Raw genomic sequence first — 25,111 nt, forward strand, 5'->3', positions numbered from 1 at the left:
TTAGAGCATTTTTTCCGGCAAGCAGGCGTCCTCGCGCAATTGACTACCAGCCAGCGCGCCATGCAGGAACATTTGCTCAAGGGTGCGTGCCGAATCGGCGTTGGCGGCTCGCCCGCGCTGTTCGGCATCCACCAGGCCATACACCAGAGTGATGAACAGCTCGGTGAAAATCGCGGCGGTGATGTCGATGCGAAACAACCCTTGTTGCTGGCCTCTCAGAAAAAATCCGTCCAGCGCCTCCAGGTAAAACTGCCAGCGTGTGTCGCCCCGTTCGAAATCGAGAAAGTCGGGGCGGTAATGTGCCATCAGAAACGCCAACAACTCGCGATGGGCGAGGTGTTCGCGGATCAATCGACGTAACGCGTCCAGCGCCTGCAAATGCTGCAAACCGGCACGGCGAATAATCAGATTGAGCGTTGCTTCGGCGTGTTCTTCCAGTCTTTGCACCAGGTTTTCCCGTGTTCCGCAATAGCGGTGCAGGGTGGCCTTGCTCACGCCTGCCAATTGCGCCAGCTCTTTCATGGTTGCCCTCGGCCGGTTGACGACAGCCACGGTCAACGATTTGAGCAGGTGTTCTTCATGGAAAATCAGGTTCATCACCAAGCCTCAAGCGATCGTAATGTAAGATTCATATATTTCTCACATGAGACATTATTGACTCATTAGGATTTGAAAAGTAGCATTCGCACCAAATTCAATCAAGCCTTGGGTGAGTTATGGGCAATTTGCGTGCAGTAGGGATGGCGGGGTCGTTGGCAGTTGCCATTGCGCTGGCCGGGTGTGGACCAGCGAATGAACAGGCGGATATGGCTGAAGTGGCGCGTCCGGTAGAGGTGCTTGCAGTGAAGACTGAGCCACTGGCACTGACGTCAGAGCTGCCGGGGCGGGTGGAACCGATGCGCGTTGCGGAAGTGCGTGCGCGGGTGCCGGGCATCGTGATGCAGAAGCGTTTTGAAGAGGGCGCTGATGTCAAAGCCGGCGACCTGCTTTTCCAGATCGACCCGGCACCGCTGAAAGCAGCCTTGTCTCGCGCCGAGGGTGAACTGGCCCGTGCGCAATCCGTTGCCCTTGAGGCTCAGGCGCGGGTCAAGCGTTATGAACCGTTGGTGAAGATCGAAGCGGTCAGCCAGCAGGACTACGACAGCGCCATGGCCGATTTGCGCAGTGCTCAGGCGGCCACGCGTTCAGTCCAGGCTGATCTGCAAAGCGCCCGGTTGAACCTGGGTTATGCCTCGGTGACCGCGCCGATTTCCGGGCGTGTCGGCCGCGCACTGGTCACAGAAGGCGCCTTGGTCGGTCAGGGTGACGCAACGTTGATGGCGCGGATTCAGCAGCTGGATCCGGTGTATGTCGACTTCACCCAATCGGCCGCTGACGCGCTGCGTCTGCGCGAATCACTCAAGGGCGGCAAACTCTCCGCCGACGACAACAAGGCGTTGTCGATTCGTGTCGACGGCACTGCTTACGAGCGTCAGGGCGCCCTGATGTTTACCGATGTCGCCGTTGACCGTGGCACCGGCCAGGTGTCGTTGCGTGGCAAGTTCGCCAACAGTGACGGCGTGTTGCTGCCAGGTATGTTCGTGCGCGTGCGCACACCTCAAGGCACCGACAATCAGGCCATTCTCGTGCCACAGCGCTCGGTGCAGCGCGGCAGCGATGGCGGGGCGCAAGTCATGGTGGTCGGCGCCGACGGCCGCGCCGAAGCGCGCACTGTGGTGACCGGTTCCATGCAGGGTTCGCGCTGGCAGATCAGTGAAGGCCTGAAGGCTGGCGATCAGGTGATTATCAGCGGCCTGAGTGGCCTGCAGGCAGGCGCCAAAGTCGCGCCTGCTCAGCCTCAAGCCCAGGCGCTGACGCCTGAGTCGAAACAGTAAGGGCGCTGTCGCCGCGAGGATATTCCGATGTCTCAGTTTTTCATCAAACGCCCGAACTTCGCCTGGGTGGTGGCGTTGTTCATCTCTCTGGCCGGTCTGCTGGTCATTCCGATGCTGCCGGTGGCGCAATACCCCAACGTCGCGCCGCCGCAGATCAAGGTGACGGCAACCTATCCCGGCGCCTCCGCGAAGGTGCTGGTGGACTCGGTCACCAGCGTGATCGAAGAGTCGCTCAACGGTGCCAAAAACCTGCTGTATTTCGAGTCGACCAACAACTCCAACGGTATCGCCGAGATCGCAGTGACGTTCCAGCCGGGCACCGACCCGCAGCTCGCTCAGGTTGACGTGCAAAACCGTCTGAAAAAAGCTGAAGCGCGGATGCCGCAAGCCGTGCTCACCCAAGGTCTGGAAGTGGAGCAGACCAGTGCCGGGTTCTTGCTGATCTATGCGCTGAACTATAAGGAGGGCACCCAGCACAGCGACACCACCGCACTGGGCGACTACGCCGCGCGCAATATCAACAACGAGCTGCGCCGGGTTCCGGGTGTCGGCAAGCTGCAGTTCTTCTCCTCCGAAGCGGCGATGCGCGTCTGGCTCGACCCACAGAAACTGGTGGGCTACGGGCTGTCCATCGACGACGTCAGCGCGGCCATCCGCGGCCAGAACGTACAAGTGCCGGCCGGCAGCTTCGGCAGTACGCCGACCAGCAGCCAGCAGGAACTGACCGCCACCCTGGCGGTGAAAGGTACGCTGGACAATCCGGAAGAATTCTCACGCATTGTCCTGCGTGCCAACGAGGACGGTTCCACGGTCAAACTGGGCGACGTCGCCCGCGTGGAAATCGGTCAGGAAAGTTACAACTTCAACTCGCGTCTCAATGGCAGACCTGCCGTGGCAGCGGCGATCCAGTTGTCGCCCGGCGCCAACGCAATCCAGACCGCAACCGCAGTCAAGCAGCGCCTGGCCGAACTGTCGGCGTACTTCCCGGATGACGTGGAATATTCCGTTCCTTACGACACCTCGCGTTTCGTTGATGTCGCGATCGAGAAGGTGATTCATACCCTGATCGAAGCGATGGTCCTGGTATTTCTGGTGATGTTCCTGTTCCTGCAGAACATCCGCTACACCCTGATTCCGTCGATCGTGGTTCCAGTGTGTCTGTTGGGCACGCTGATGATGATGTACCTGATGGGCTTCTCGGTGAACATGATGACCATGTTCGGCATGGTGCTCGCCATCGGCATTCTGGTGGACGACGCAATTGTTGTGGTGGAGAACGTCGAGCGGATCATGGCCGAGGAGGGCTTGTCGCCGGTCGATGCCACGGTGAAAGCCATGGGGCAGGTATCGGGCGCGATCATCGGTATCACCCTGGTGTTATCGGCGGTGTTCATGCCGCTGGCGTTCATGTCCGGCTCGGTCGGTGTGATCTACCAGCAGTTCTCGGTATCGCTGGCGGTGTCGATTCTGTTCTCCGGTTTCCTTGCCCTGACGTTCACCCCGGCGCTATGCGCCACGCTGCTCAAGCCGATTCCACAAGGGCACCATGAAAAGCGCGGCTTCTTCGGCGCCTTCAACCGTGGCTTCGCCAAGCTCACCGATCGCTATTCGGTGCTGAACAACGGGCTGGTGGCGCGCGCCGGCCGGATGATGTTGGTGTATTTGGGCATTATCGCCATGCTCGGCTTCTTCTACCTGCGCCTGCCGGAATCCTTCGTGCCGGTGGAGGATCAGGGCTACATGATCGTCGACGTCCAGTTGCCACCGGGCGCGACTCGCACCCGTACCGAAGCGACCGGCGAACAACTGGAGCGCTACCTGGCTACCCGCGACGGGGTTCAGTCGACGTTCCTGGTGTCCGGCTTCAGCTTTTCCGGGATGGGCGATAACGCAGCGCTGGCATTCCCGGTGTTCAAGGACTGGTCGGAGCGTGGCGAAGATCAATCGGCCATGGCGGAAGTCAATGCGCTGAACGAGCAATTCGCCGTGACCAACGACGGTGCGGTGATGGCCGTGCCACCGCCGCCGATTGACGGGCTGGGCAACTCCGGTGGTTTCGCCTTACGCCTGCAGGATCGTGCCGGTCTGGGCCGCGAAGCATTGCTCGCTGCCCGTGACCAGGTGCTCGGGCAGGCCAACGGCAACCCGAAAATCCTCTACGCGATGATGGAGGGCCTGGCCGAGTCGCCGCAATTGCGCGTGGTGATCGACCGTGACAAGGCACGCACCCTGGGGGTGAGTTTTGAATCAATCAGCAGTGCGTTGTCTGCCGCGTTCGGTTCGGAGGTGATCAACGACTTCACCAACGCCGGCCGCCAGCAGCGCGTGGTGGTGCAGGCCGAGCAGGGCGACCGGATGACTCCGGAAAGCGTGCTCAAACTTTATGTACACAACACCGCGGGCGATCTGGTGCCGCTCAGTGCTTTCGTCACCACGCATTGGGAGGAAGGTCCGGTGCAGGTGGTGCGCTACAACGGTTATCCGTCGGTGCGCATCGTCGGTGATGCGGGGCCGGGCTACAGCACCGGTGAAGCCATGGCGGAAATGGAGCGTATCGCTGCGCAATTGCCGGCCGGCTTCAGCTACGAGTGGACCGGTCTGTCCTATCAGGAGAAGGTCTCCAGCGGTCAGGCCACGCAGCTGTTCGCGCTGGCCATTCTGGTGGTGTTCCTGCTGCTGGTGGCGCTGTACGAGAGCTGGGCGATTCCGCTGACCGTAATGCTGATCGTGCCGATCGGCGCCATCGGTGCGGTGCTCGCGGTGATGGTCGCCGGCATGCCCAACGACGTGTACTTCAAGGTCGGTTTGATCACCATCATCGGTCTGGCGGCGAAAAACGCGATTCTGATCGTCGAGTTCGCCAAGGAGCTTTGGGAGAAAGGTTACAGCCTGCGCGACGCCGCGATCGAGGCCGCACGGCTGCGCTTCCGGCCAATCGTGATGACGTCTATGGCGTTCATTCTCGGCGTAGTGCCGCTGGCACTGGCGACCGGGGCAGGTGCCGCAAGTCAGCGTGCGATCGGTACCGGGGTGATCGGCGGCATGCTCAGCGCGACGCTGCTGGGGGTGTTGTTTGTACCGATCTGTTTTGTCTGGGTGCTGTCGATGCTGCGCAGTAAACCTGCGCCCATTGAACAACCCGCTTTGACTCAGGAGTGACACATGCGTATTTCAGGATTTTCTACGCTGGTGATCGCCATGCTGCTGGCCGGTTGCTCGTTGGCGCCGACCTATGAGCGGCCCGTTGCACCGGTCGCGGACAACTGGGCGGGCGAGTCGCTGAAACAAGGCGCTCCGATCAACCAATTGGCGTGGCAGGCGTTCATCGTCGATCCCGATCTGCGCCGTCTGGTGGAGGTTGCGCTGGATAACAATCGCTCATTGCGCCAGACCCTTCTGGACATCGAGCAGGCTCGGGCGCAGTACCGAATTCAGCGGGCTGATCGGGTTCCCGGGCTGAATGCAAGCGCGTCCGGCAATCGCCAGCGCTTGCCGTCGGACCTGGCCAGCGACGGCCGGGCAGGGGTGGCCAGCCAGTATCAAGTCGGCCTGTCGCTGCCCGAATACGAGCTGGATCTGTTTGGCCGGGTCAAAAGCCTCAGCGACTCTGCGCTGCAGGAATATCTGGCTACCGAAGAAGCCGCCCGCGCCGCGCAGATCGCGCTGATCGCCGAAGTCAGTCAGGCCTATCTGGTTCATGACGGCGCCCAGCGTCGTCTGGATTTGACTCAACAAACCCTGAGCAGCCGCGAATACTCGTTCGCGCTGATCAGCCAGCGCCGCTCCAGCGGCACGGCGACTGCGCTGGATTATCAGGAAGCACTGGGGCTGGTGGAGCAGGCGCGGGCCGAGCAGGAACGCAATCTGCGCGAGAAGCAGCAGGCGTTCAACGCGCTGGTTTTGCTGCTGGGGACAAAGGATGCAGGGAAAGTGATTCCCGAGCGGCTGACGACGCAGCCGATGCTGGTGCAGGACATCGCACCGGATACCACCTCGACGCTGATCGAGCGCCGACCGGACATCCTCGCCGCCGAGCACCGATTGCAGGCGCGCAATGCCGACATCGGCGCGGCACGGGCGGCGTTCTTTCCGCGCATCAGCCTGACCGGCAGCTTTGGTACTTCCAGCGCGCAGATGTCCGGTCTGTTCGACGGTGGCTCGCGCTCCTGGAGTTTCGTGCCGAACCTTTCGCTGCCGTTGTTCGATGCCGGTCGCAACAGTGCCGGGCTGAGTCTGGCCGAAGCCCGCAAGGATTCAGCCGTGGCGGCCTATGAAGGCACGATTCAGACGGCGTTCCGCGAGGTCGCCGATGCATTGGCCGCCACCGACACCTTGCGCCGGGAGGAAGCCGCGCGCCGCGCACTGGCCAACACCAGCACTGAAACCCTGAGTCTGGCCAAGGCCCGTTATGAAGGCGGTATCGACAGCCACCTGCGTTATCTCGATGCCCAGCGCACCAGTTTCGTCAACGAAACGGCGTTTATCGAAGTCAGCACTCAGCGCCAGATTGCCTTGGTCGATCTGTTCCGTTCGCTGGGTGGAGGATGGTCATCACAAACAAACGTCAGATAAATCCTGGCAAGAGCTCCTTTGGGTTGGCGCATCCAACCTTTTGCCCCGTAGACCGAGAGGTCACGGGGCTTTTTTGCAGGAGGATAGAGTGTGGATTATCGGGGTTTTACGTTAGCGGCACCGTGCAGGAACATCTGTTCCAGCACATTGGCCGAGTTGGCGCTGGCCGCGCGCCCACGGCGCTCGGCATCGACCATTCCGAAGATCATGGTCAGGAACAACTCTGTGAAAACCGCTGCCGTAATATCGATGCGAAATGCGCCCAATTGCTGGCCGCGCAGAAAAAAAGCATCCAGGGCATCGGCATAAGATTGCCAACGGTCGCCCTCACCGTTGACTGGAAAAGTGTCGGGTCGGTACTGAAAGAGCAGGAAAACCAGCATTTCACGATGCGCCAAATGCTCATTGATCAAACTGCGCAACGCCTGCACCGGCTCTCCGTGCAGCAGGTCGGTTGTGGTGGTGATCTGGTTCAGCACCGTCTCACCGTGGCTTTCCATTATCTGCACCAAGTTGTCGCGGGTGCCGCAAAAGCGATGCAGCGTAGCCTTGCTCACGCCTGCCGCTTCAGCCAGTTCCTTGAGCGTCGCACGGGGGCGATCAACGATGGCCAGGGCAAGCGCCTTGATGAGTCGTTCGTCTTGAGGAGTCAGGGACATCAGTCGGTCTCGAGTCGTATTTCAGTCCTCGGAATTGTGCAGGAAAAGCTCATTACTGCAATGAAAACCACAAAGCTTGAGCAACTTACTTCATCTGAGACGAAATAAGCTCAACGCCCGGCTCACAAAGCTGAACGGATTTCGGGGTATTTGCATGTCATGAACTGCAAAATACCTGGCGTGATCTGCCAAGCTTTTGCATCGGTCGTTATCCAGAATCGAAACCCTCAATAACAAAAGACACTGCATTTGGCTCCCGCCAGATGACGGAGGTTTGCGATGCGCCCGATTCTATTTTCCTGCCTGGCCCTGACTCTCGTCTCCCTCGCCATCTACTCGATTCATAGCTTCTACTCAGTGGGCTCATACGGTGTGTTCAGCCCGGTCAGCTGGAACCCGACAGCACAGTCGCAGCCAGCCTATCCCGTTGCCAGCATCGGTGATGTTTTCCGGAAATTTTAAAACGCCGCGGATATTCGATCTTCAATCACGCCCTCTCAACACCCTGAATACGTCAGTAAGGGACACTCCATGTGTGACCTGATCCATTACCGCGTCGTAGATGGCCTGGCGCTGATCGGTCTTGACCGTGCGCCGGTCAACGCACTCGACCAGACCCTACGTGCAGCCCTCATTGATGCCTGTGAGCGTGCCGCTACGGACATAGCGGTGGGTGCCGTCATTCTCTATGGGGTGCAGGGACTGTTCAGTGCTGGTACCGACATCAAAGAATTCGGGACCGAAGCGTGCTTCGCTGAACCTGACTTGCCTGGCATCCTGACTCGCTTGAGCGCGCTTCATAAACCACTGATTGCGGCGATCGGTACGTTTGCGTTAGGAGGAGGGCTAGAGCTGGCCCTGGCCTGCGGATACCGGATTGGTGCGCCAGATGCACGGCTAGGGTTGTCGGAAATCAATCTTGGTCTGATGCCTGGCGCCGGCGGTACGCAACGCTTGCCCAGGCTGATAGGCGCCGAATCGGCTTTGAACCTCATTCTTTCAGGTGAGCAGATCGATGCCGAGCGTGCTCGAATGCTCGGCATTCTTGACCGTATCTCCTCCAGCACCGAACAGTTGCTGGAAGAGGCGCGCGCTTATGCCAATGAGTTGATCGAATGTTGTGCTCCTGCGCGGCCAGCCGAAGCATGGCCAAACCCCGCCGAGGACTTGCCCGATGATTTCCTGGCGCGTTATCGCGTGGAGCATGAGCCGCGCTGGAAAAGTCGACTGGCGCCCAGGTTGGTGCTTTCTGCGCTGGAGGCCGCCTGTCTGTTGCCGATGGAAGAGGGATTGGTGCGGGAATTGACGCTGTTCAAGCAGGCTGAAGCATCACGTCAGTCGAAAGCATTGCGGCATGTTTTCTTCGCAGAACAAGACGCGCGGCGAACGCCCCGGATCGATACGGCTGATCCGTCGCGCAAGATCAACAAGGTTGCCGTGATCGGTGCAGGCACCTTGGGTGGAGGCATCGCGATGAGCTTTGCCGATGTCGGTATTCCCGTTGCGCTGATGGATCTTGATGGGCGCACGCTTGATCGCGGTCTCAAACGTGTTCGTGAAAACTATCAGCTCAGCGTCAAGCGCGGAAAACTCAGTGCCGTACAAATGCAGCAGCGGATGGAGCTGCTGTTTGGCACGCTCGACTACGCAGACCTTTCAGATGCCGACCTGATCATTGAGGCGGTATGCGAAAAGATGGAGAGCAAGCATCAGGTGTTCCTCGCTCTGGAGAGCGTGTGTAAGCCAGGTGCCATTCTTGCGACCAATACGTCGTCGCTGGATATCGATGCGCTCGCGAAGATGGTCTCTCGTCCGCAGGATGTCATTGGCATGCATTTCTTTAGTCCGGCCAACGTCATGCGATTGGTGGAAATTGTGCTTTGTCAGACTACAGCGCCGGACGTCGTAACCGCTGTCATGGACATCGCCAGACGTATCGGCAAACTTCCGGTCATCTCCGGTAACAGCGCCGGCTCCATCGGTAATCGCATGCTCGAACCCTATGCCCGCGAAGCTCACCGTCTGGTACTGGAGGGGGCGACGCCGGTCCAGGTTGATGCAGTGCTGACCAGTCTGGATTTGAATATGGGCGTATTCAGCATGCTGGATCTGGCAGGTATCGATGTGAGCTTTCTAATGCGCGACGCCAAGCGTGAAGCCATCGCCCATGACCAGAGCTACTGCTGCCTTGCCGAGGAACTGTATGCCTTGGGACGGTACGGGCAAAAGACCGGACGTGGCTTTTACCTCTACGAGGGACGTAGTCCAAGGGAAGACCGGGAAGTCATCATGCTGGCAGAGCAGCTTGCCCGTGAACACAACGTTACGCGTCGCAACATCGAAGATTTGGAAATTCACGATCGCTGCCTGTTTGTAATGATCAACGAAGGCATTCGCTTGCTGGACGAAGGTATTGCCCTGCGTGCCAGTGACATCGATCTGGTGTGGATCAACGGCTATGGCTTTCCCGCGCATCTCGGAGGCCCCATGCATTACGCCGAGCAGTTGGGCCTGGAAACGGTGCTCAGCCGCATCCATCACTATCGCAGCGCGCTTGGCGAATACGGTGAGATGTGGTTTCGCCCAGCGGCGCTTCTGGAACGTCTGGTAGCCGCCGGCAGATCTCGCATCGAAATATTCTGAAAATTCCCTTTCTCCGGACGAGAGCGAGTCATGAGGACGACCACGCATCTGCCTCATGCTCGCCCGATTTCGGAGAAAGGGACCTGTTACCCGTAGAGCGCGCCAGCGCGATTCATTTCGAGGTGTGTTGATGACTCAAGATTTCATTCAGAATTTTTCGCTTGCCGGCCGAACTGTATTGATCACCGGCGCCTCCAGCGGCATTGGAGCTCACCTGGCAAGGGTCGCTGGGCATGCCGGCGCCCGGGTTGTGCTGACTGCACGACGCGTCGAAAGACTCGCACAGGTGGCAAAGGACATTGAATGGGATTGCGGGCAAGCGCTGTCCGTCGAACTCGATGTGACTGACCGGAACAGTGTCGAAGCGGCGTTCGATGCGGCCGAAGCACATTTTGGCGTGGTTGACGTGGTACTCAACAACGCAGGTATCGGTAACGGCCAGCGTCCACTCGAAATCAGTGAAGAGCAGTGGCGTGAGATGCTTTCAACCAATCTGGATGGCGTCTGGCGTGTCGCCCAGGTTGCTGCACAAAGGCTGGCAAAGGCCGGACGTAAGGGCAGCATCGTCAACGTGGCCTCGATACTCGGACTGCGCGTTAGCACCGGTTACAGCCATTACTGCGCTGCAAAAGCCGGGGTGGTTCAGCTGACCAAGTCACTGGCGCTGGAGCTGGCGCGGTACAACATCAGGGTCAACGCCATCGCGCCAGGTTATTTCAAGACTGAAATGAACGAAGCTTTTTTGAGGGTGACAAGGGCAACAGCTACATCCGCGATAGGGTGCCCATGCGTCGACTGGGTCAGTTACACGAACTGGCCGGTCCCTTTTTGCTGTTAGCGAGTGACGCCGGTGCATTCATGACTGGCAGCGTACTGACCGTGGATGGAGGCCATCTGGTCAGCAGCATGTGATCGGCTCAGTGACTGGCCACCAGCAGGGCCAGTGCGGCGCAAGCCGTCTCGGTTTCGGCCCTCAATCTATGCAGGTCTCCATGGGCGGACCACGCGATAGTCAACCCGTCAACCAGTTGGACCAGAAGCCGACTTGCGGCCTTTAAAAACTTTTCCCCCAGCTCTGCGCCTACAGCTCGCTCCAGTGCCTGCTCAGTCGCTTCAATGGCTACTGAGTAAATCTTGCTTGCCATTTCGGGGTCATTGCGCAGTGCCCAAAAAAACAACTCACTCTGCGCCTTGGCCGCGTCCGGATGATCGATGAACCAAGTGATCAACTGTCGCAGGACTTCGGCAGTCGTATCAGCGGCAGTTGTCCCGGCAGGGACGTGTTCCAACGCTTGATGAGGCAGGTTAAATAGCGACTCATAGACGGCATAGAAGAGGTCGTTCTTGGTATGAAACACGTAATGCAGCGATGCCAACGGACAACCGGCCGCCGCCGCAATCCGTCGGGTCGTTGCATTGGCGACACCGTGCTCGGCAATCACTTTGATCGTTGCCTCGACGAAATCCTGCCGGCGTAATTCAGCGCCCATTCTGGCCATAGGTCAGCAATCTCCAATATTCCTGGCGCCCTTTATCGGTAAGGGCACTGTCGACGCTTGCGGATGCTACAGCAACGAATCGCCTTGCGTCAGGGAAGAAACGGTGGTCTGAAACTGTCGCACCATTATTGGTAACGACTGTTTCGCAAATTCCCGATTTGGTGCGAACCGAAGAAACACTCGGAAATGTTTAACGAAACTCTCGTGGCTCGAATCTATCCCGCGTCTCTGTAATCGATTGATTAAACGTGACTATTTCCCGCGCTTCAGACATTGGCACCAGCCTTGCTTTGATCAAGCGAATTGGTCAATTGATCAAGTCAGTTGATTAGGTTAGCGCAGGCAACGTGTTACTGCCGTCAAAGTGGCCACGGTGCCGATCAAGACCCACGAGGATCCTCCAATGAACACAGTGATTGAGCGCCCCAATAACAATGTTTCTAAAGGCGTCGTACGCAGATGTTTGATCGCGGCCGTCGCCGCATCAACCTTCATCTGCACGGCGCAGGCGGCAGATAAGGATCCTGCATTGCTCGGCACAAAACTGACCCCGCTGGGAGGTGAGGCGGCGGCCAGCGCCGATGGTGTCATTCCTGCCTGGACACCACCCGGACCACAAGGTGGCGGTTGGAGCCACGGCCAGGTGCGAGGTCAGCAGTGGAAGTTCAAGGATGACAAACCGCTGTTCAGTATCGACTCAGGCAACGTCGCGAAGTACACCGGCAAGCTTTCCCCTGGCCAAGTGGAAATGTTCAAGAAGATACCGGGGTACCGGATGGATGTGTATCCGACACGGCGCAGCTGTGGCGTACCGGATTTCGTCGCGGAAAACACGAAGAAGAATGTCGGTTTCGCGAAACTCGACGGCGACGGTCTGGCACTGCAGGAGGCTTACGTCCCCGGTATCCCATTTCCGTTTCCAACCTCGGGTGCCGAGGTTATGTGGAACATGAAAATGCGTTATCGCGGTGTCGGCTTCGATATGTCGAAAACCGTTTCCGGAATTTCGCCGCGAAAAGGGAGTGAAGACTGGCTGCGAACCTCCACTGACTGGTTCATGTACACACCATGGGGCGTGAAGGGCAGTGCGTTGTTTTCTTCATTCGATCGACTCGAAGTTGCGACCTACTTCAGCTACTCCGACCCCGCAGCCCTTGCCGGGCAGGCCGGCGTGGTGACGACCAAAGCTGGCGAGCAAGCCACTACGTTCTATTACTTCCCGGGCCAGCGCCGGGTACGTCGCATGCCGGCGTACTCCTACGACGCACCGCAAATCGGTCTGGACAATCAGTACACCATTGATGAGTCCAACGTGTTCTTTGGTCCGATGGATCGCTTCGACTGGAAGTTGGTCGGCAAGCAGGAAATGCTTGTGCCCTACAACTCGTTCGGCGCCTACGACAACTCGGCGAAGATTGAGGATGTGGCCAAGCGCGACTTCATCGCCCCCGAATCGCGTCGCTATGAGTTGCACCGCGTCTGGGTGGTAGAAGCAACCGTTCGCCAGGGCATGCGTCATCAGGCTCCGAAACGTCTGTTTTACATCGATGAGGACAGTTGGAACGCGCTGATGGCGGTGGACTACGACAAACAAGGGCAAATCTGGAAAGTCCGCGAAGGCTACACAATCCCGGTCTACGAGACTGGCACCTGCGATATGGAAGCCCAGGCGCAATACAACCTCGTTGATGGTCGCTACCTCTACGACATGACCTCCATTGGTACCGGCAAGAACGACCATCGCTGGCTCACCGATAGCGCCAACAACCCTCGTTTGAAACGCGACTTCTACACCTCAGACAATCTGCGCGCCACCAGCGAACGCTAACAGCGGCTTTCGGGAACAGACATGAAAAAAATAATCAGTAAAACCTCAGGTCTTGTCATCGCGTGTGCAACCCCATTTGCCATGGCGTTCACTTTTGAAACCGAAAACATCCGAGGCTCATTCGATTCCACTCTCGCTGTGGGCATGGGGTTACGGACCGAATCTCGCGGATGCAATCTCATCACCAGCAGTCCAGGCGGTCACAATCCTCCCAGCGGTTGTCTGGCTCCCAGCGCCAATATTGGTGACCAGGGCGACTTGAACTACGACCGGGGGGATCTGTTCACCAACTACATAAAAGGTACCCATGAACTGGTGCTTAAATTTCCCGAGGACTACACGTTCATGGCACGCGGGAGTTGGATACGCGACTTTGCCGCGACCGACACCAGCGGTGCGCTATCGGCCAACCGGCCTGAAGGTGTCGGGAGCGACGGCCTCACCAGCAGCGCCCGGGACGATCTGGAGTTCAAAGCGCGCCTGCTGGACCTGTGGGTGAGCAAGAGTTTCGATGTCGGTGAACAGCGTGTTCGTGCTCGTCTGGGTAATCAGGTCATCAACTGGGGCGAGAGCCTGTTCGCTGCCGGCGGCATCAACAATACCAACGCCTACGATGTCATGGCGTTGTCGCGTCCCGGCACCCAGCTCAAGGAAGCCCTGTTGCCAGCGCCGATGTTGAGCCTTGCGTCAGGACTGGGTGCCGGCGTCAACATCGAGGCGTACTGGCAGTTCAACTGGAACAAAAGCGAACTGCCTCCCGTGGGCAGTTATTGGTCCACCACCCATGCACTGGGCGAGGGCAGGGGAGCCTACGGTTACGACGAAAAGGACGCACGCAATGGAGGCCAATGGGGGGTGTCGCTGCGCTGGCAGCCTGACAACACCGATCTCAACCTCGGCCTGTACGTGATGCGTTATCACGACAAACTGCCGTCGTTGAGCATGCAGGTACTGGATCCGGAAACCTTCGCTTTGGCGCAAACCTGGAAGTATCCGGAGGACCGCATGATGTACGGCATCAGTGCCAACATGCCGGTCGGCGACTGGGCATTGGGTACGGAGCTTTCATATCGCCCAAAGGATGCGGTGCCGCTTAATCCAGTCATCGACGCCTGTGCCAGCAACGGTGGCAAGTGCTGGAAGGATGAAAAGAAACTGCAATGGCACCTGACCGGCATTTACAGCATGACCCCGTCCAACTCGCCGACGTTGCTCGACCTCACCGGTGCCAGCACCGGTACGCTGCTGAGCGAACTCGTGGTCGTGAAATACCCGGGGCTGCATAACGAGTACGCCGGTGAACCGATTGCCGCCGGTCTCAATACCTGGCAACTGGATCCGTCCATCCCGCCGAGCGCCAAGGGCAACAAAACCTCTTCCGGAATCAGCCTCGATTTCAGCCTGACGTATGACAACACGCTGATCCCTGGCTGGCAGGTGACGCCGGGAGTGTTCTATTCGCAATCCATCAAGGGACGCACACCCAACCTGTCGGCGACGTTCACCGAGGATGCCAGCAGTATGAACCTGTACCTCAACTTCGTGCGCAATCCTGCGAGCTGGCAGATCTCGGCCAACTACGCCAAGTTCATGGGCGGCAAGACCCCTTACGATCAACTGCTGCGTGATCGCGATTACGTCGGCCTTGTGGTCTCCCGAACCCTATGAGGCACGCCGTGAATAGTTCTCTGAAAATGAAGGAAACCAAAGTGCGCGGTGTATTGCCGCGCATCGAACAGTGGTTGTTCACTCATCGCCTGCTGACGTTGTTGAGTTTGGCGGTGTTCACAGCGGGCATGGCCTGGTTTGCCGTCCAGTTACGCATGGAAGCAGGATTCGAAAAGCAGCTACCCATTGGCCACGAGTACATCTCAACCTTTGAGACGTATCGCAACGACTTGCTCGGTGCGAACCGGCTGACCTTGGTGGTAAAGGCTCGTCAGGGGACGATCTGGAGCCAGGTAGGGCTCAAGCGCCTTTATGACGTCACTCAGGCGCTGATTTTCCTGCCGAACGTTTCGCGCAGCAGTGTGCGTTCGTTGTGGACGCCCAACGCGTTCGTCAACGAAATCACCGAAGAAGGTTTTCGTGCCGATCCGCTGGTGCCGGGTACGGTGACGCCCGAAAGTCTCGATGAAACGAGCATTGCGATGATCTCCAACTCGACGGCGCAGGGTGGCTTTATCGGAACGCTGGTCGCTCGCGACCAAAGCAGCGCAATGATCACTGTCGATCTCAACGAATTCGATGCTGACGGCCAGCGCCTCGACTATGTGGCCTACAACCATGTGCTTGAGGAGAAAATTCGCAATCAGTTCGAGGACAAGGACTTCGAGATCCAAATCATCGGTTTCGCCAAGCAGATCGGTGACATTGCGGTAGGTGCCTCGGCGGTGCTGGAGTTCTGCCTATTGGCATTGTTGCTGACGGCCGCTGCGGTGTACTGGTATTGCCATTCGCTTCGTTTCACCTTGCTGGCGGTGGGTTGCTCGCTGGTGTCACTGATCTGGCAGTTCGGCGCCTTGCGTTTGCTCGGCTATGGACTGGATCCGCTGGCAGTGTTGGTGCCCTTTCTGGTGTTTGCCATCGGGGTCTCCCATGGCGTACAGCAAATCAACTTCATCATTCGCGAGATCGCCTGCGGCAAGTCGGTGGAAGGAGCGGCACGCGCCAGTTTCAGCGGCTTGCTGATTCCCGGCACGTTGGCGTTAGTCACTGCATTTGTTTCGTTCGTAACCCTGTTGTTGATCCCGATTCCAATGGTTCGGGAGCTGGCAATCACTGCCTCGCTCGGGGTGGCGTTCAAGATCGTCACCAACCTGGTGATGCTGCCGATCGTGGCGTCAATGCTACGGGTAGATGCCGGTTACGCCGCTGCCGAGGAAATTTCTCGCCAGCGCCGGGCTCGTTGGTTACGCGGTTTTGCCCGATTGACTGAATGGCACAACGTCCGGTGGGTGCTGGGCATGGCCATGCTGATATTTGTCACCGCGGCCTGGCAAAGCCACGATCGGGTGGTTGGCTCCCTGCAGGCCGGGGCGCCCGAACTGCGCGAGGATGCGCGCTTCAATCGTGATGCGGTATCCATTGCCGGCAATTACGACATCGGGCTGGATTGGCTCAGTGTGGTCTTCGAAGCCAAAACTGACGCCGGCGCAAACGCTTGTGAAGACATTGCCCTTGGTCAGTATCAGGATCGCTTTGTATGGGCTATGCAAGGTGTACCAGGTGTGGTGTCGGTCACCTCGTTCTCTAACAGCCTGCGGCAGTTTAACGAGGGCTATAACGAGGGCAACCCGAAAATGAACGCAGTGCCCATCGACCCGGCCAACTACTCGTCGATGGCCGCCGAAGTAGCTCGAGTGCCAGGAATGATGCGTCCCGATTGCAGCATGACGGCGGTGCATCTGTTTCTCGCCGATCATAAAGCGACGACCATTCACCGCGTGATTGCCGCCGCCAAGGCATTCCGTACTCAGTTCATTCAGCCGGGCGTGAGCATACGCTTGGCTTCCGGTAACGCTGGCGTGATTGCGGCGATCAACGAAGAGGTGGAACGCAGCGAGCTGCCCATGATGCTTTATGTCTACGCAGCGATCGCTCTGTTGGTGTTTGTCGTCTATCGAGACTGGCGCGCGGTGTTGGTCTGCTGCCTACCGCTGACACTGGGCACCTTCATCGGCTACTGGTTCATGAAAGAGCTGCAAATCGGTCTGACCATCGCCACCTTGCCAGTCATGGTGCTGGCCGTCGGCATCGGCGTGGATTACGCCTTTTATATCTACAACCGTCTGCAACTGCACCAGGCTCTCGGGCAGCCAATTACCAAAGCGGTTGAGCACGCGTTGCTGGAGGTAGGCGTCGCTACGATCTTTACCGCCATCACCTTGGCGGTGGGCGTCGCCACTTGGGCGTTTTCCGATCTTAAGTTCCAGGCCGACATGGGCAAGCTGCTGGCCTTCATGTTCCTGGTCAACATGATCATGGCCATGACAGTTCTGCCTGCATTCGCCGTGTGGCTTGAACGAATGTTCCCACGGCGGCGTCCAGTGCGCTTGATTGGCTCACTGGTGCATTGAGGAGATCCCGATGCGAAATCTGATTGCTTTACTCGTTCTAATGTTATCGGCGTTATCGCAGGCTTCGCCCTTGCCGACCGTACCTGCAGCAAAAACTGCCAACGCCAGTGCCGCCACGCTGTTGAGTGTTACCTGGGCTGGGGAGCGGACCGTTGCCGTCGGCGATCACGGTGTGGTGTTGCTGTCGGACGACCGAGGCCAGCATTTCCGTCAAGCGACATCCGTACCGGTGTCCACGCCTTTGACCGGTGTGTCCTTCGTCGACGCCAGACAGGGCTGGGCTGTCGGCCACTGGGGCGCAATTCTCGCCACCAGGGACGGAGGTGAGAATTGGCAAGTTCAACGCTTGTCCAGTGCAGAAGATCGGCCATTATTTGCGGTGCACTTTTTCAACCCGACCCAGGGTGTCGCGGTAGGGCTGTGGTCGCTGGTGCTGACAACCGATGACGGCGGAAAGACCTGGATCGAGCAAAAAATCGATGCGCCTTCCGGAGCGAGTCGTGCCGACTTGAATCTGATGGGACTGTTTGCCGATGGAGCAGGGCATTTGTACGCAACTGCGGAACGCGGCCAGTTATTGCGCTCCGATGACCAGGGCAAACACTGGCGCTATCTGGATACGGGCTACAGCGGCACGTTGTGGACAGGGGCCGTGCTTGGCGACGGTTCACTGCTGGTGGGCGGGCAACGCGGCACCTTGTTGCACAGCTCTGCAGACGGTTCGAACTGGCAGCGCGTGCCGTTGCAAAGCAAGAGCTCAGTCACAGCCATCGATGTTTCCGGGCGAGCAGTGATTGCGGTAGGACTCGACGGTTTGATGGTTCGCAGTGACGACGGTGGGAGCAGTTTTCACGAGCAACCCAGCAGCGACGGTGTTTCTCTCACCGCGATCCTGCTCAACGGTGACACCTCACCGATTCTGTTTTCACGGCGAGGCGTCGTCCCTCAACGCTGATGCCATCGATGTGTCGGAAGACAGGCGCCAGCCTGCTTTCCGGCATTTCAACGCGAAAAAATATCTAGAACCCTGCTGATTTTCGGCCGGATCTTCCGTGCCTGGAAGGCTGCCGTTTACGTTTCGAACAATAAACATAACAGATGTTGCGTTAAATAATTTTGCTTGTTAGAGTCGATTGCAAATAACAAGACGCAGAACGTTGCAAAGCGCAGCGACCTGCGATTTCGATGGAGGTACTCTGATGATCTCGCTCAAGTCGACACTTACCCTGCCAGCCGCCGGACTCTCCGGATTCGAAACACCGCTGACAGAAGAGGAGGCTGCAATACAGGCCTCCGTCCACCGCTTCGCCAAAGAGGTGTTACGCCCGCTGGGTCGAGAGCTGGACCGGATGACCCCGGAAGAAGTCGTTGCCCCGGGCTCGCCTTACTATTCGTTGTTCGGCGAATTCGCCAAGCTCGGTCTTGACCCGGCACTGTTGGCGCAGTTACCGCCGGAAATGGCAGTGCGGATCGAATCTCTGATAGGCGAAGAACTCGGCTGGGGCGATGCAGGCCTGGCTGTCTCGCTGGGTTGCGCCGACTTCCCTCTGCAAATGGCCATCGCCGCTGGCAATGCCGAGTTGGTCGAACTCTGCCAAGGCCGGATCGGCTGCTGGATGGCCACTCAACCTGATCGTGGCAGCGACAACCAGATCTTCGACATGGCGCGAGACTGGCCGGCAGGTAAGCTCGGCAATATCGGCAATCTGACCGCTAAAGTGGTCGGCGATGAAGTCATCCTCAATGGCCAAAGCTCCGCGTGGGTCTCCAACGGAGCCATTGCACAGGTTGCACTGGGCTTGATGTGCGCTGATTACGGCGACGGTTTCTACGATGAGAACGGCCGGCCGCACGGTATTGCGCTGATTATCCCCCTCGACCTCAAAGGCGTGTCCAAAGGCAAGCCCCTGGACAAGATCGGGCAGCGTTCCTTGCCCCAAGGCGAAATCTACTTCGACAGTGTACGAGTGCCACGTCGCTTCGCTATTGCCGAGCGCGACCAGTACTACGGTGCTGTCAGCTCCTCCTGGTCCTTCGCCGGCACCCACATGAGTCAGGTGTTCACCGGTGTCGCACGTGCCGCCTTCGAGATGGCGCTGCAGTACTGCCATGAGCGCCGCCAGGGCGGTCATCCATTGATCGATCACCAGATGACCCGTCTGCGCCTCGGCGAAATGTTGCGTCGAGTCGAGGCAGCGCGTGCGGTCGCCCGACGTTCGTTGAGCTTCGCGCGCCTGTCGCCGCAAACCCACCCGTACGCCACAGCCTCCGCCAAGGTCACGGTAACCGAAGAGGCAATGGCCGTTGTGCAAGAGGCTTTCCGTCTGTTCGGCGGCAATGGCACCACCCGCGAATACCCGATCGAAAAACTGCTGCGCGACACCCAGTCGTCATTGATCGAGGACGGCGAAAACCGGGTCCTGACCATGCGACTGGGGCTGCTTGCCCAGCAGCTGTATGCCGAAGGCTGGGCGAACAACTGACTCTGCAGATTCACCCGACATCACTCATCCAAAAACAACAAATGAGGTAAATCCCGATGGCCAAATATCCAGTAGTTGTCTACGGCGCCAGTGGTTACACCGGCATGCTGATCATGGATTGGTTGATCGACCAGCACATCCCGTTCACCGCCGTAGCTCGTAACGCTGCTCGTGCTCAGGAAATGATGGCGCAACGCGTTGTCGGTCTGGAGTCGGCGACCTACGAAATCATCGAGTGCCCACATGAGGTCGAGGCTTTGGTTTCGGTATTCAAAGGCGCGCGCGTGGTTTGCAACACAGTCGGCCCATTCATCAATTTTGGCCTGACTGCCGTTGAGGCGGCCTTGAAGGCTGGCTGCCATTATCTGGATCCGGCCGGAGAGCAGGCGCACATTCGCGCCTTGCGCGATCAGTTCGGCGAGCTGTATCGCCAGGCGGGTCTGCTGCTGTCGCCATCGCTGGCATATATGTACACCTACGCCGAAATCGCCGCCGAATTGGCCCTGGAAACTCCGGGCGTCGATTCGCTGGAAACCGCCACACTGACTCGTGGCCCACGCACCGGTGCCGCCGGGGTGACCGTCGGTTCAACGGCGACCATCTTCGAAGGCGTCCGCTATCCCGGGGCCTACCTGTGGGAAAAGGAACTCGTGCCTTATGCACCGAACGCCAGCTTCAATGTGGTTTGTCCCGATCTGCTGGAAGCGGTGTTTTGCCTGCCTTGGGGCGGCACCTCATTACCGGTGTTCTTTGAGGATGATGGCCGTGTCCGCAGTTGCATGTCCTGTGTCGGCTTCTACGACAACCCGGTAATGAAAATGGTCCACGGCCTGGGTGAGAAGTGGGAAGCGGAATACAAGCACTTGCCTAAGGAGCAGCAGGACGCGGTGATTCAGAGCCTCGTTCAATCGACCACTCCAAGCATGCCACCGCGTGAACGCAGCACCTTGCAACGCACCGTCGACTTCGCTATCGGTCGCGGTCAACTGACGGCCGTGCGTGCAACCGTGCATGGCATCACGCCTTACATCGCCACTGGCGCCTTGCACGCTGCAGCCGTGGTCAAGCTGTTGAATAACGACACCGCCAAGACAGGTTTCGCTTCGGCCTCCAAAGCCTTCGGTCATCGCTATCTGCTGGGCTTCCTCGAGCAACGTGGTCTGGCCCGCGCAACCGTTACTCAACTGTGAAGTGACTGACATGGCGATTATTGATTTCTTTGACCGTGGCTGGCGGATCAATCCGCATGGCGCGGCGTATATCCAGGACGATCGGGTGTTCACTTTTACCGAAGTCCGTAACTTGTCATGCCGGATCGCCAACGCACTGTTGGCGGCCGGTTTGCCCAGCGGCACCAAGGGCGCCATCTGGTCTGCCAATGATGCAGTGGCGTGGACCTGCACCTTGGGGTTATGGCGCGCCAACCTTTGCTGGATTCCTGTTGGTGCACGCAACAGCGCCGAAGAGAACCGTCACGTGCTCGACGCGTTCGACTGCGAAGTGCTGTTTTTCCAGAAAGAGTTCGCGCCGATCATCGACGCGTTGCGTCCTGGCCTGCCGAAAATTCGTCTGTGGATCTGTATCGACGAGCACCTGCCGGGGGCACCGTCGCTCAAGTCCTGGATCGATGGTCAGCCGGTCACGGCACCGGAGGTCGAGTATCAACTGGACGATGTCGTGGCACTCTCGCCAACCGGCGGCACCACCGGGCTGCCGAAGGGGGTGATGAACACTCATCGCAGCATCCAGACGTTCTGCGCACACTTCATGATCAATTTCCCTTACGGGGATGACCATCCGCCAGTCAACCTGGCGGCGGCGCCGATGACCCACACCGCTGGCACGCTGTCGCTGCCGTGCACCTCGCGGGGCGGCACGGTGGTGATCATTACCAAACCGGATCCGGCGCTGATGCTGGCAATGATCCCGAAGTACAAGGTCACCGAAACCTTTTTGCCGCCGACCGTGATCTATCGACTGCTGGATGTGCCGGATCTGGCGCAGAAGGTCGATTTCAGTTCGCTGAAGTATTTCCTGTACGGCGCGGCGCCGATGTCGGTGGACAAACTCAAGCAAGCCATCGAGACCTTCGGGCCGGTGATGGCCGGTGGTTACGGCCAGACTGAAGCCCCAGCCTCGATCTCCAACCTGCCGCCCGCCGAGCATCTGCACGGTGGACGCCTGGCATCGGACGAGCGTCTGTCTTCGGTGGGCCGGCCCAATCCGCTGGTGCGCGTGGAAATCCTCAGCGACGCCGGGGACATCCTCGGCCAGGGGCAAACCGGCGAAATCTGTGTGCGCGGCGATCTGGTAATGAAGGGGTACTACAAGGACCCGCAGAAAACTGCAGAAACCATCATTGATGGCTGGCTGCACACCGGCGACATCGGCCACGTGGATGCGCACGGCTACCTGCACATTACCGACCGCAAGAAAGACATGATCATCTCCGGCGGATTCAACGTTTATCCCAGCGAAGTCGAGCAAGTGCTGTGGAGTCATCCTGCGGTGCAGGACTGCGCGGTCATCGGTGTGCCGGATGAGCAATGGGGCGAGGGCGTGAAAGCCGTGGTTGAGTTGAGCGCCGGGCTTACCGTCACCGCCGAGGAGTTGATCGAGCTGTGCAAGAGCCGGCTCGGCTCGGTCAAGTCGCCGAAAACCGTGGATTTCATTGATGCATTGCCGCGCAGCCCGGTCGGCAAGGTGCTGAAGAAAGATCTGCGTGCCCATTACTGGCAAAACGTTGACCGGCGTATCTGAGGGGAACGATCTGATGGAACCTATTTACATCGCCGGCATTGCCATGACCGAGTTCGGTCGCCACCTGGAACGCAGTCTCCAGGATCTAGCGCTGGAAGCTTTGCAGGGCGCACTCGCCGACTCCGGCGCCTTGCGCGCTGATATCGGTGCGGTGTTCTACGCCGGCATCACCAACGGTCATCTGCAAGGACAACTGTCGATTCCCGGGCAGGTGCTGTGCAGCAAGATCGGCCTCGAAGGGGTGCCGGTGTACAACGTCGAAAACGCCTGCGCCTCGGGCAGTACAGCGGTTCATCTGGCAGTGCAGAGCTTGCGCTCAGGGGCTACCGACGTGGCCCTGGCGTTGGGCGCGGAGAAAATGAACGTGCCGGACAAGTCGCGGGCACTGGCCCTGTTCGAAACCGGTTGGGACGTTTCCACTGCCGAAGAGAACTACGCGACGCTGGTGAAAATGGGGGAGGGCATCATTGTTCCGCCAGGCTCGGAATCTGATCGTCCGTACAGTAAATTCATGGCCATTTATGCTGCCATGTGTCGCTGGCATATGAAGACCTATGGCACCACTCAACGGCAGATTGCGGCGGTGTGTGCCAAGAACCATCAACACTCGGTGCACAACCCCTATTCGCAATTTCGCAAGACCTTCAGCATCGAAGAAGTTCTGGCGGCGCCTCCAATTACCTATCCGATCACATTGCCCATGTGCGCGCCGTTGTCCGACGGTGCGGCCGCCGCGATCCTTTGCACCGAGGCGGGACTCAAACGCATTGGTGCCGATCCAAAACGTTGTGTGCGAATCGCCGCCAGCGTGATCCGCAGCTTCACCCTGCGCGGGCTCGACGAGCCGCACAAGCACGTCAGCCTGCTGGCGGCGCGTGAAGCCTACGAAATCGCCGGCCTCGGCCCGCAGGACATGCACGTGGCCGAGGTACACGACGCCTCGGCAATGGGGGAAATCATCCAGTCGGAAAATCTCGGACTTGCACCGCTGGGAGAGGGTGGGGTTTGTGCAGAACGGGGCGATTTCACTCTCGGTGGCCGTCTTCCGATCAATACCTCCGGCGGCCTGGAATCCAAAGGTCATCCACTTGGCGCGACGGGGATCGGGCAGTTGTACGAGTTGGTCACCCAATTGCGCGGGGAGGCCGGGCCGCGTCAAGTCCACGGCGCGCGGCATGCCATCCAGGAAAACGGTGGCGGTCTTCAAGGTGTCGAGGAAGCAGCAGTCGCTATTCACATCCTGAGTCGATAGGAGCGCATCACATGTCCATGGCCTATCAAGCACAAGAGTTGGAACGCCATTTTGCAGGCGGACATTTCCGTCGGTTGGGTGGCTGGGTCGAAAGTCCGGTTGATCTGCAGCCAGAGCTCGAAGGCGATGTAAGCGCGGACGTCATCGTGATCGGTGCCGGTTTCGCCGGGCTGTCCACCGCCCTGGAGCTTACGGCGCTGGGAGCGAAGGTAATTATTCTCGAGCAGGAGTTTGCCGGTTTCGGTGCCAGCGGTCGGAATGCCGGTTATCTGGGCGGGAGCATCGGCATTGAGTTCGAGTTGTTCCTGAAACGTGTCGGCAAGGAAAAAGCGCAAAATATCGTCAGGTTCTATGACGAAGCGGTCGCCTACGTCGAAGGTCGGTTGCGCGAACTGGGGATCGACTGCGACTACAACGCCTCGGGCATCATCAGGGCGGGGATCCATCCGTCGCAAGAAAAGAGGCTGCGCAAAAGCATGGCCGTGGGCCACGAATTGGGTTCGCAAACCGAGTTTCTGGATCAGGCACAAATGCGCGCGCGGGGGATTCCACCGGCCTTTCTGTTTGGCTGTCTGCAACGCCACGGCGGTACCCTGGACCCAGGCAAATACGTGATGGGCCTGCGCCGCGCTGCACTCCAGGCGGGGGTGAGGCTGTATGAAAACACCACGCTTGAGTCGTACTCCGACGGGCCGACGATCACCTGCCGGACGCCACGCGGGCGGGCGAGCGCGCCAATAGTGGTGCTGGCCACCAATGCCTATACGCCGCAGCTCGGTCTTTTGCGCGACAAAGTCGTACCGTTTCGGGTTTCGGCGGTCGAAACCGAGCCATTGACACCACAGCAGTTGGCATCGCTGGGCTGGGCAGGGCGGGAAGGGTTGACCACGCCGCACCTGGTGATGGAAAGCCATCGCCTGACCGCACGCAATACGCTGCTGATGACCACCAAACGGCTGGGTTATGCCTACGGCTCGAAAACCCCGAACATTCCCGATGAGGTGACCTACCGCGCGTTGCAAGACAACCTTGGCGTGCGTTTCCCGACGTTACGCGGTATCGGCATTCAAGCGTGCTGGAGTGGTTACGTCAGCATGGCCTACGACGCGTTGCCGGTGGTGGGCGAAACCGGATCCCACCACAACATTCTCTACACCGCGGGTTGCTCCGGACACGGTGTCGCCTCGCAGTCGCTGATCGGCCATTTGCTGGCAGAAAGGATCGGCGGTATCGAGCATCCGCTGCTCGCCGCGCTGCGGCATAAAACTCCGAAAACCCTGCCCGAACCGCTGCAGTGGTGCGCCGTGAATGTGGCGCTGGAGGGGGCACATCTGCTGGACGAATACACCAACCGCAAAGTTGTGCACCCTCATGCCTGACGGTTGAGGCTTATAGAACCAATACGCTGATTTTCCGTGGTGAAGCTGACCTTGGAGTCCTGGGGCCGGCAGGCGTTCGCCTG

General features: G+C 58.9%; 16 protein-coding genes and 1 pseudogene. 14 read left to right on the forward strand and 3 right to left on the reverse strand.

The genetic code is table 11. The features are described 5' to 3' along the window. Positions 1 to 597: a TetR/AcrR family transcriptional regulator gene (locus AC07Y2_RS01125; RefSeq protein ID WP_011334172.1), complete on the reverse strand. Its 597-nt coding sequence runs from the start codon at positions 595 to 597 to the stop codon at positions 1 to 3. A 119-nt stretch (positions 598 to 716) separates the two neighbouring features. Between AC07Y2_RS01125 and AC07Y2_RS01130 the strand changes: the two genes are divergently transcribed. The 3 genes from AC07Y2_RS01130 to AC07Y2_RS01140 are packed head-to-tail and all read left to right on the forward strand — an operon-like array spanning position 717 to position 6,446. Continuing rightward, positions 717 to 1,874 carry a MexC family multidrug efflux RND transporter periplasmic adaptor subunit gene (locus AC07Y2_RS01130; protein ID WP_103385260.1) on the forward strand — a complete coding sequence of 386 codons (1,158 nt, stop codon included), beginning with the start codon at positions 717 to 719 and terminating at the stop codon, positions 1,872 to 1,874. Positions 1,875 to 1,901: 27 nt separating this feature from the next. After that, positions 1,902 to 5,033: a multidrug efflux RND transporter permease subunit gene (locus AC07Y2_RS01135; RefSeq protein WP_011334170.1), complete on the forward strand. Its 3,132-nt coding sequence runs from the start codon at positions 1,902 to 1,904 to the stop codon at positions 5,031 to 5,033. 3 nt (positions 5,034 to 5,036) lie between these two features. Further along, positions 5,037 to 6,446 (forward strand): efflux transporter outer membrane subunit, encoded by a 1,410-nt coding sequence (locus AC07Y2_RS01140; RefSeq protein ID WP_011334169.1) that lies wholly within the window; start codon positions 5,037 to 5,039, stop codon positions 6,444 to 6,446. 95 nt (positions 6,447 to 6,541) lie between these two features. On the opposite strand, the gene AC07Y2_RS01145 is transcribed toward AC07Y2_RS01140, so the two are convergent. Continuing rightward, the gene (locus AC07Y2_RS01145) at positions 6,542 to 7,105 is read right to left on the reverse strand and encodes a TetR/AcrR family transcriptional regulator (protein ID WP_103385261.1); all 564 of its coding nucleotides are present in this window, start codon (positions 7,103 to 7,105) and stop codon (positions 6,542 to 6,544) included. A gap of 531 nt (positions 7,106 to 7,636) precedes the next feature. Between AC07Y2_RS01145 and AC07Y2_RS01150 the strand changes: the two genes are divergently transcribed. Next, positions 7,637 to 9,748, forward strand: a complete 2,112-nt coding sequence (locus AC07Y2_RS01150) for a 3-hydroxyacyl-CoA dehydrogenase NAD-binding domain-containing protein (protein WP_103385262.1) — start codon at positions 7,637 to 7,639, stop codon at positions 9,746 to 9,748. Positions 9,749 to 9,878: 130 nt separating this feature from the next. Further along, positions 9,879 to 10,660, forward strand: a pseudogene (locus AC07Y2_RS01155) (SDR family NAD(P)-dependent oxidoreductase). Positions 10,661 to 10,665: 5 nt separating this feature from the next. On the opposite strand, the gene AC07Y2_RS01160 reads toward AC07Y2_RS01155, so the two are convergent. After that, a complete protein-coding gene (locus tag AC07Y2_RS01160; protein ID WP_011334165.1) occupies positions 10,666 to 11,247 on the reverse strand; it encodes a TetR/AcrR family transcriptional regulator in 582 nt (193 codons plus the stop codon). Between the two features lie 403 nt (positions 11,248 to 11,650). Here AC07Y2_RS01160 and AC07Y2_RS01165 point away from each other — a divergent pair, with 403 nt between their 5' ends. From AC07Y2_RS01165 to AC07Y2_RS01205, 9 genes are all read left to right on the forward strand, one after another. Then, positions 11,651 to 13,075 carry a DUF1329 domain-containing protein gene (locus tag AC07Y2_RS01165; RefSeq protein ID WP_011334164.1) on the forward strand — a complete coding sequence of 475 codons (1,425 nt, stop codon included), beginning with the start codon at positions 11,651 to 11,653 and terminating at the stop codon, positions 13,073 to 13,075. Positions 13,076 to 13,096: 21 nt separating this feature from the next. Further along, positions 13,097 to 14,743, forward strand: a complete 1,647-nt coding sequence (locus tag AC07Y2_RS01170) for a DUF1302 domain-containing protein (protein WP_011334163.1) — start codon at positions 13,097 to 13,099, stop codon at positions 14,741 to 14,743. Between the two features lie 8 nt (positions 14,744 to 14,751). Continuing rightward, on the forward strand, positions 14,752 to 17,154 hold the full coding sequence (locus tag AC07Y2_RS01175; RefSeq protein WP_103385263.1) for an efflux RND transporter permease subunit: 2,403 nt from the start codon (positions 14,752 to 14,754) through the stop codon (positions 17,152 to 17,154). A 10-nt stretch (positions 17,155 to 17,164) separates the two neighbouring features. Next, positions 17,165 to 18,109, forward strand: coding sequence for a WD40/YVTN/BNR-like repeat-containing protein (locus AC07Y2_RS01180; protein WP_103385264.1), 945 nt, complete (start codon positions 17,165 to 17,167; stop codon positions 18,107 to 18,109). A 244-nt stretch (positions 18,110 to 18,353) separates the two neighbouring features. Beyond that, positions 18,354 to 19,637, forward strand: coding sequence for an acyl-CoA dehydrogenase family protein (locus tag AC07Y2_RS01185; protein ID WP_011334160.1), 1,284 nt, complete (start codon positions 18,354 to 18,356; stop codon positions 19,635 to 19,637). A 56-nt stretch (positions 19,638 to 19,693) separates the two neighbouring features. Beyond that, entirely contained in the window at positions 19,694 to 20,827 is a 1,134-nt protein-coding gene (locus AC07Y2_RS01190; protein ID WP_011334159.1) for a saccharopine dehydrogenase family protein, read from the forward strand. 10 nt (positions 20,828 to 20,837) lie between these two features. Continuing rightward, positions 20,838 to 22,397, forward strand: a complete 1,560-nt coding sequence (locus AC07Y2_RS01195) for an AMP-binding protein (RefSeq protein ID WP_039768480.1) — start codon at positions 20,838 to 20,840, stop codon at positions 22,395 to 22,397. Positions 22,398 to 22,410: 13 nt separating this feature from the next. Then, a complete protein-coding gene (locus AC07Y2_RS01200) occupies positions 22,411 to 23,649 on the forward strand; it encodes a thiolase family protein (RefSeq protein ID WP_011334157.1) in 1,239 nt (412 codons plus the stop codon). Between the two features lie 11 nt (positions 23,650 to 23,660). Further along, entirely contained in the window at positions 23,661 to 25,028 is a 1,368-nt protein-coding gene (locus tag AC07Y2_RS01205; protein ID WP_085667030.1) for an NAD(P)/FAD-dependent oxidoreductase, read from the forward strand. Positions 25,029 to 25,111: the final 83 nt, after the last annotated feature.

This window comes from Pseudomonas sp. GW456-12-1-14-TSB6 (assembly GCF_059424205.1).

Excerpts from the sequence above, each read along its gene's own strand:
- AC07Y2_RS01160 (WP_011334165.1), bottom strand. The coding sequence starts at position 11,247 with ATGGCCAGAATGGGCGCTGAATTACGCCGGCAGGATTTCGTCGAGGCA.
- AC07Y2_RS01130 (WP_103385260.1), top strand. The coding sequence starts at position 717 with ATGGGCAATTTGCGTGCAGTAGGGATGGCGGGGTCGTTGGCAGTTGCC.
- AC07Y2_RS01195 (WP_039768480.1), top strand. The coding sequence starts at position 20,838 with ATGGCGATTATTGATTTCTTTGACCGTGGCTGGCGGATCAATCCGCAT.
- AC07Y2_RS01150 (WP_103385262.1), top strand. The coding sequence starts at position 7,637 with ATGTGTGACCTGATCCATTACCGCGTCGTAGATGGCCTGGCGCTGATC.
- AC07Y2_RS01185 (WP_011334160.1), top strand. The coding sequence starts at position 18,354 with ATGATCTCGCTCAAGTCGACACTTACCCTGCCAGCCGCCGGACTCTCC.
- AC07Y2_RS01205 (WP_085667030.1), top strand. The coding sequence starts at position 23,661 with ATGTCCATGGCCTATCAAGCACAAGAGTTGGAACGCCATTTTGCAGGC.
- AC07Y2_RS01140 (WP_011334169.1), top strand. The coding sequence starts at position 5,037 with ATGCGTATTTCAGGATTTTCTACGCTGGTGATCGCCATGCTGCTGGCC.
- AC07Y2_RS01125 (WP_011334172.1), bottom strand. The coding sequence starts at position 597 with ATGAACCTGATTTTCCATGAAGAACACCTGCTCAAATCGTTGACCGTG.
- AC07Y2_RS01180 (WP_103385264.1), top strand. The coding sequence starts at position 17,165 with ATGCGAAATCTGATTGCTTTACTCGTTCTAATGTTATCGGCGTTATCG.
- AC07Y2_RS01145 (WP_103385261.1), bottom strand. The coding sequence starts at position 7,105 with ATGTCCCTGACTCCTCAAGACGAACGACTCATCAAGGCGCTTGCCCTG.
- AC07Y2_RS01190 (WP_011334159.1), top strand. The coding sequence starts at position 19,694 with ATGGCCAAATATCCAGTAGTTGTCTACGGCGCCAGTGGTTACACCGGC.
- AC07Y2_RS01170 (WP_011334163.1), top strand. The coding sequence starts at position 13,097 with ATGAAAAAAATAATCAGTAAAACCTCAGGTCTTGTCATCGCGTGTGCA.
- AC07Y2_RS01165 (WP_011334164.1), top strand. The coding sequence starts at position 11,651 with ATGAACACAGTGATTGAGCGCCCCAATAACAATGTTTCTAAAGGCGTC.
- AC07Y2_RS01135 (WP_011334170.1), top strand. The coding sequence starts at position 1,902 with ATGTCTCAGTTTTTCATCAAACGCCCGAACTTCGCCTGGGTGGTGGCG.
- AC07Y2_RS01200 (WP_011334157.1), top strand. The coding sequence starts at position 22,411 with ATGGAACCTATTTACATCGCCGGCATTGCCATGACCGAGTTCGGTCGC.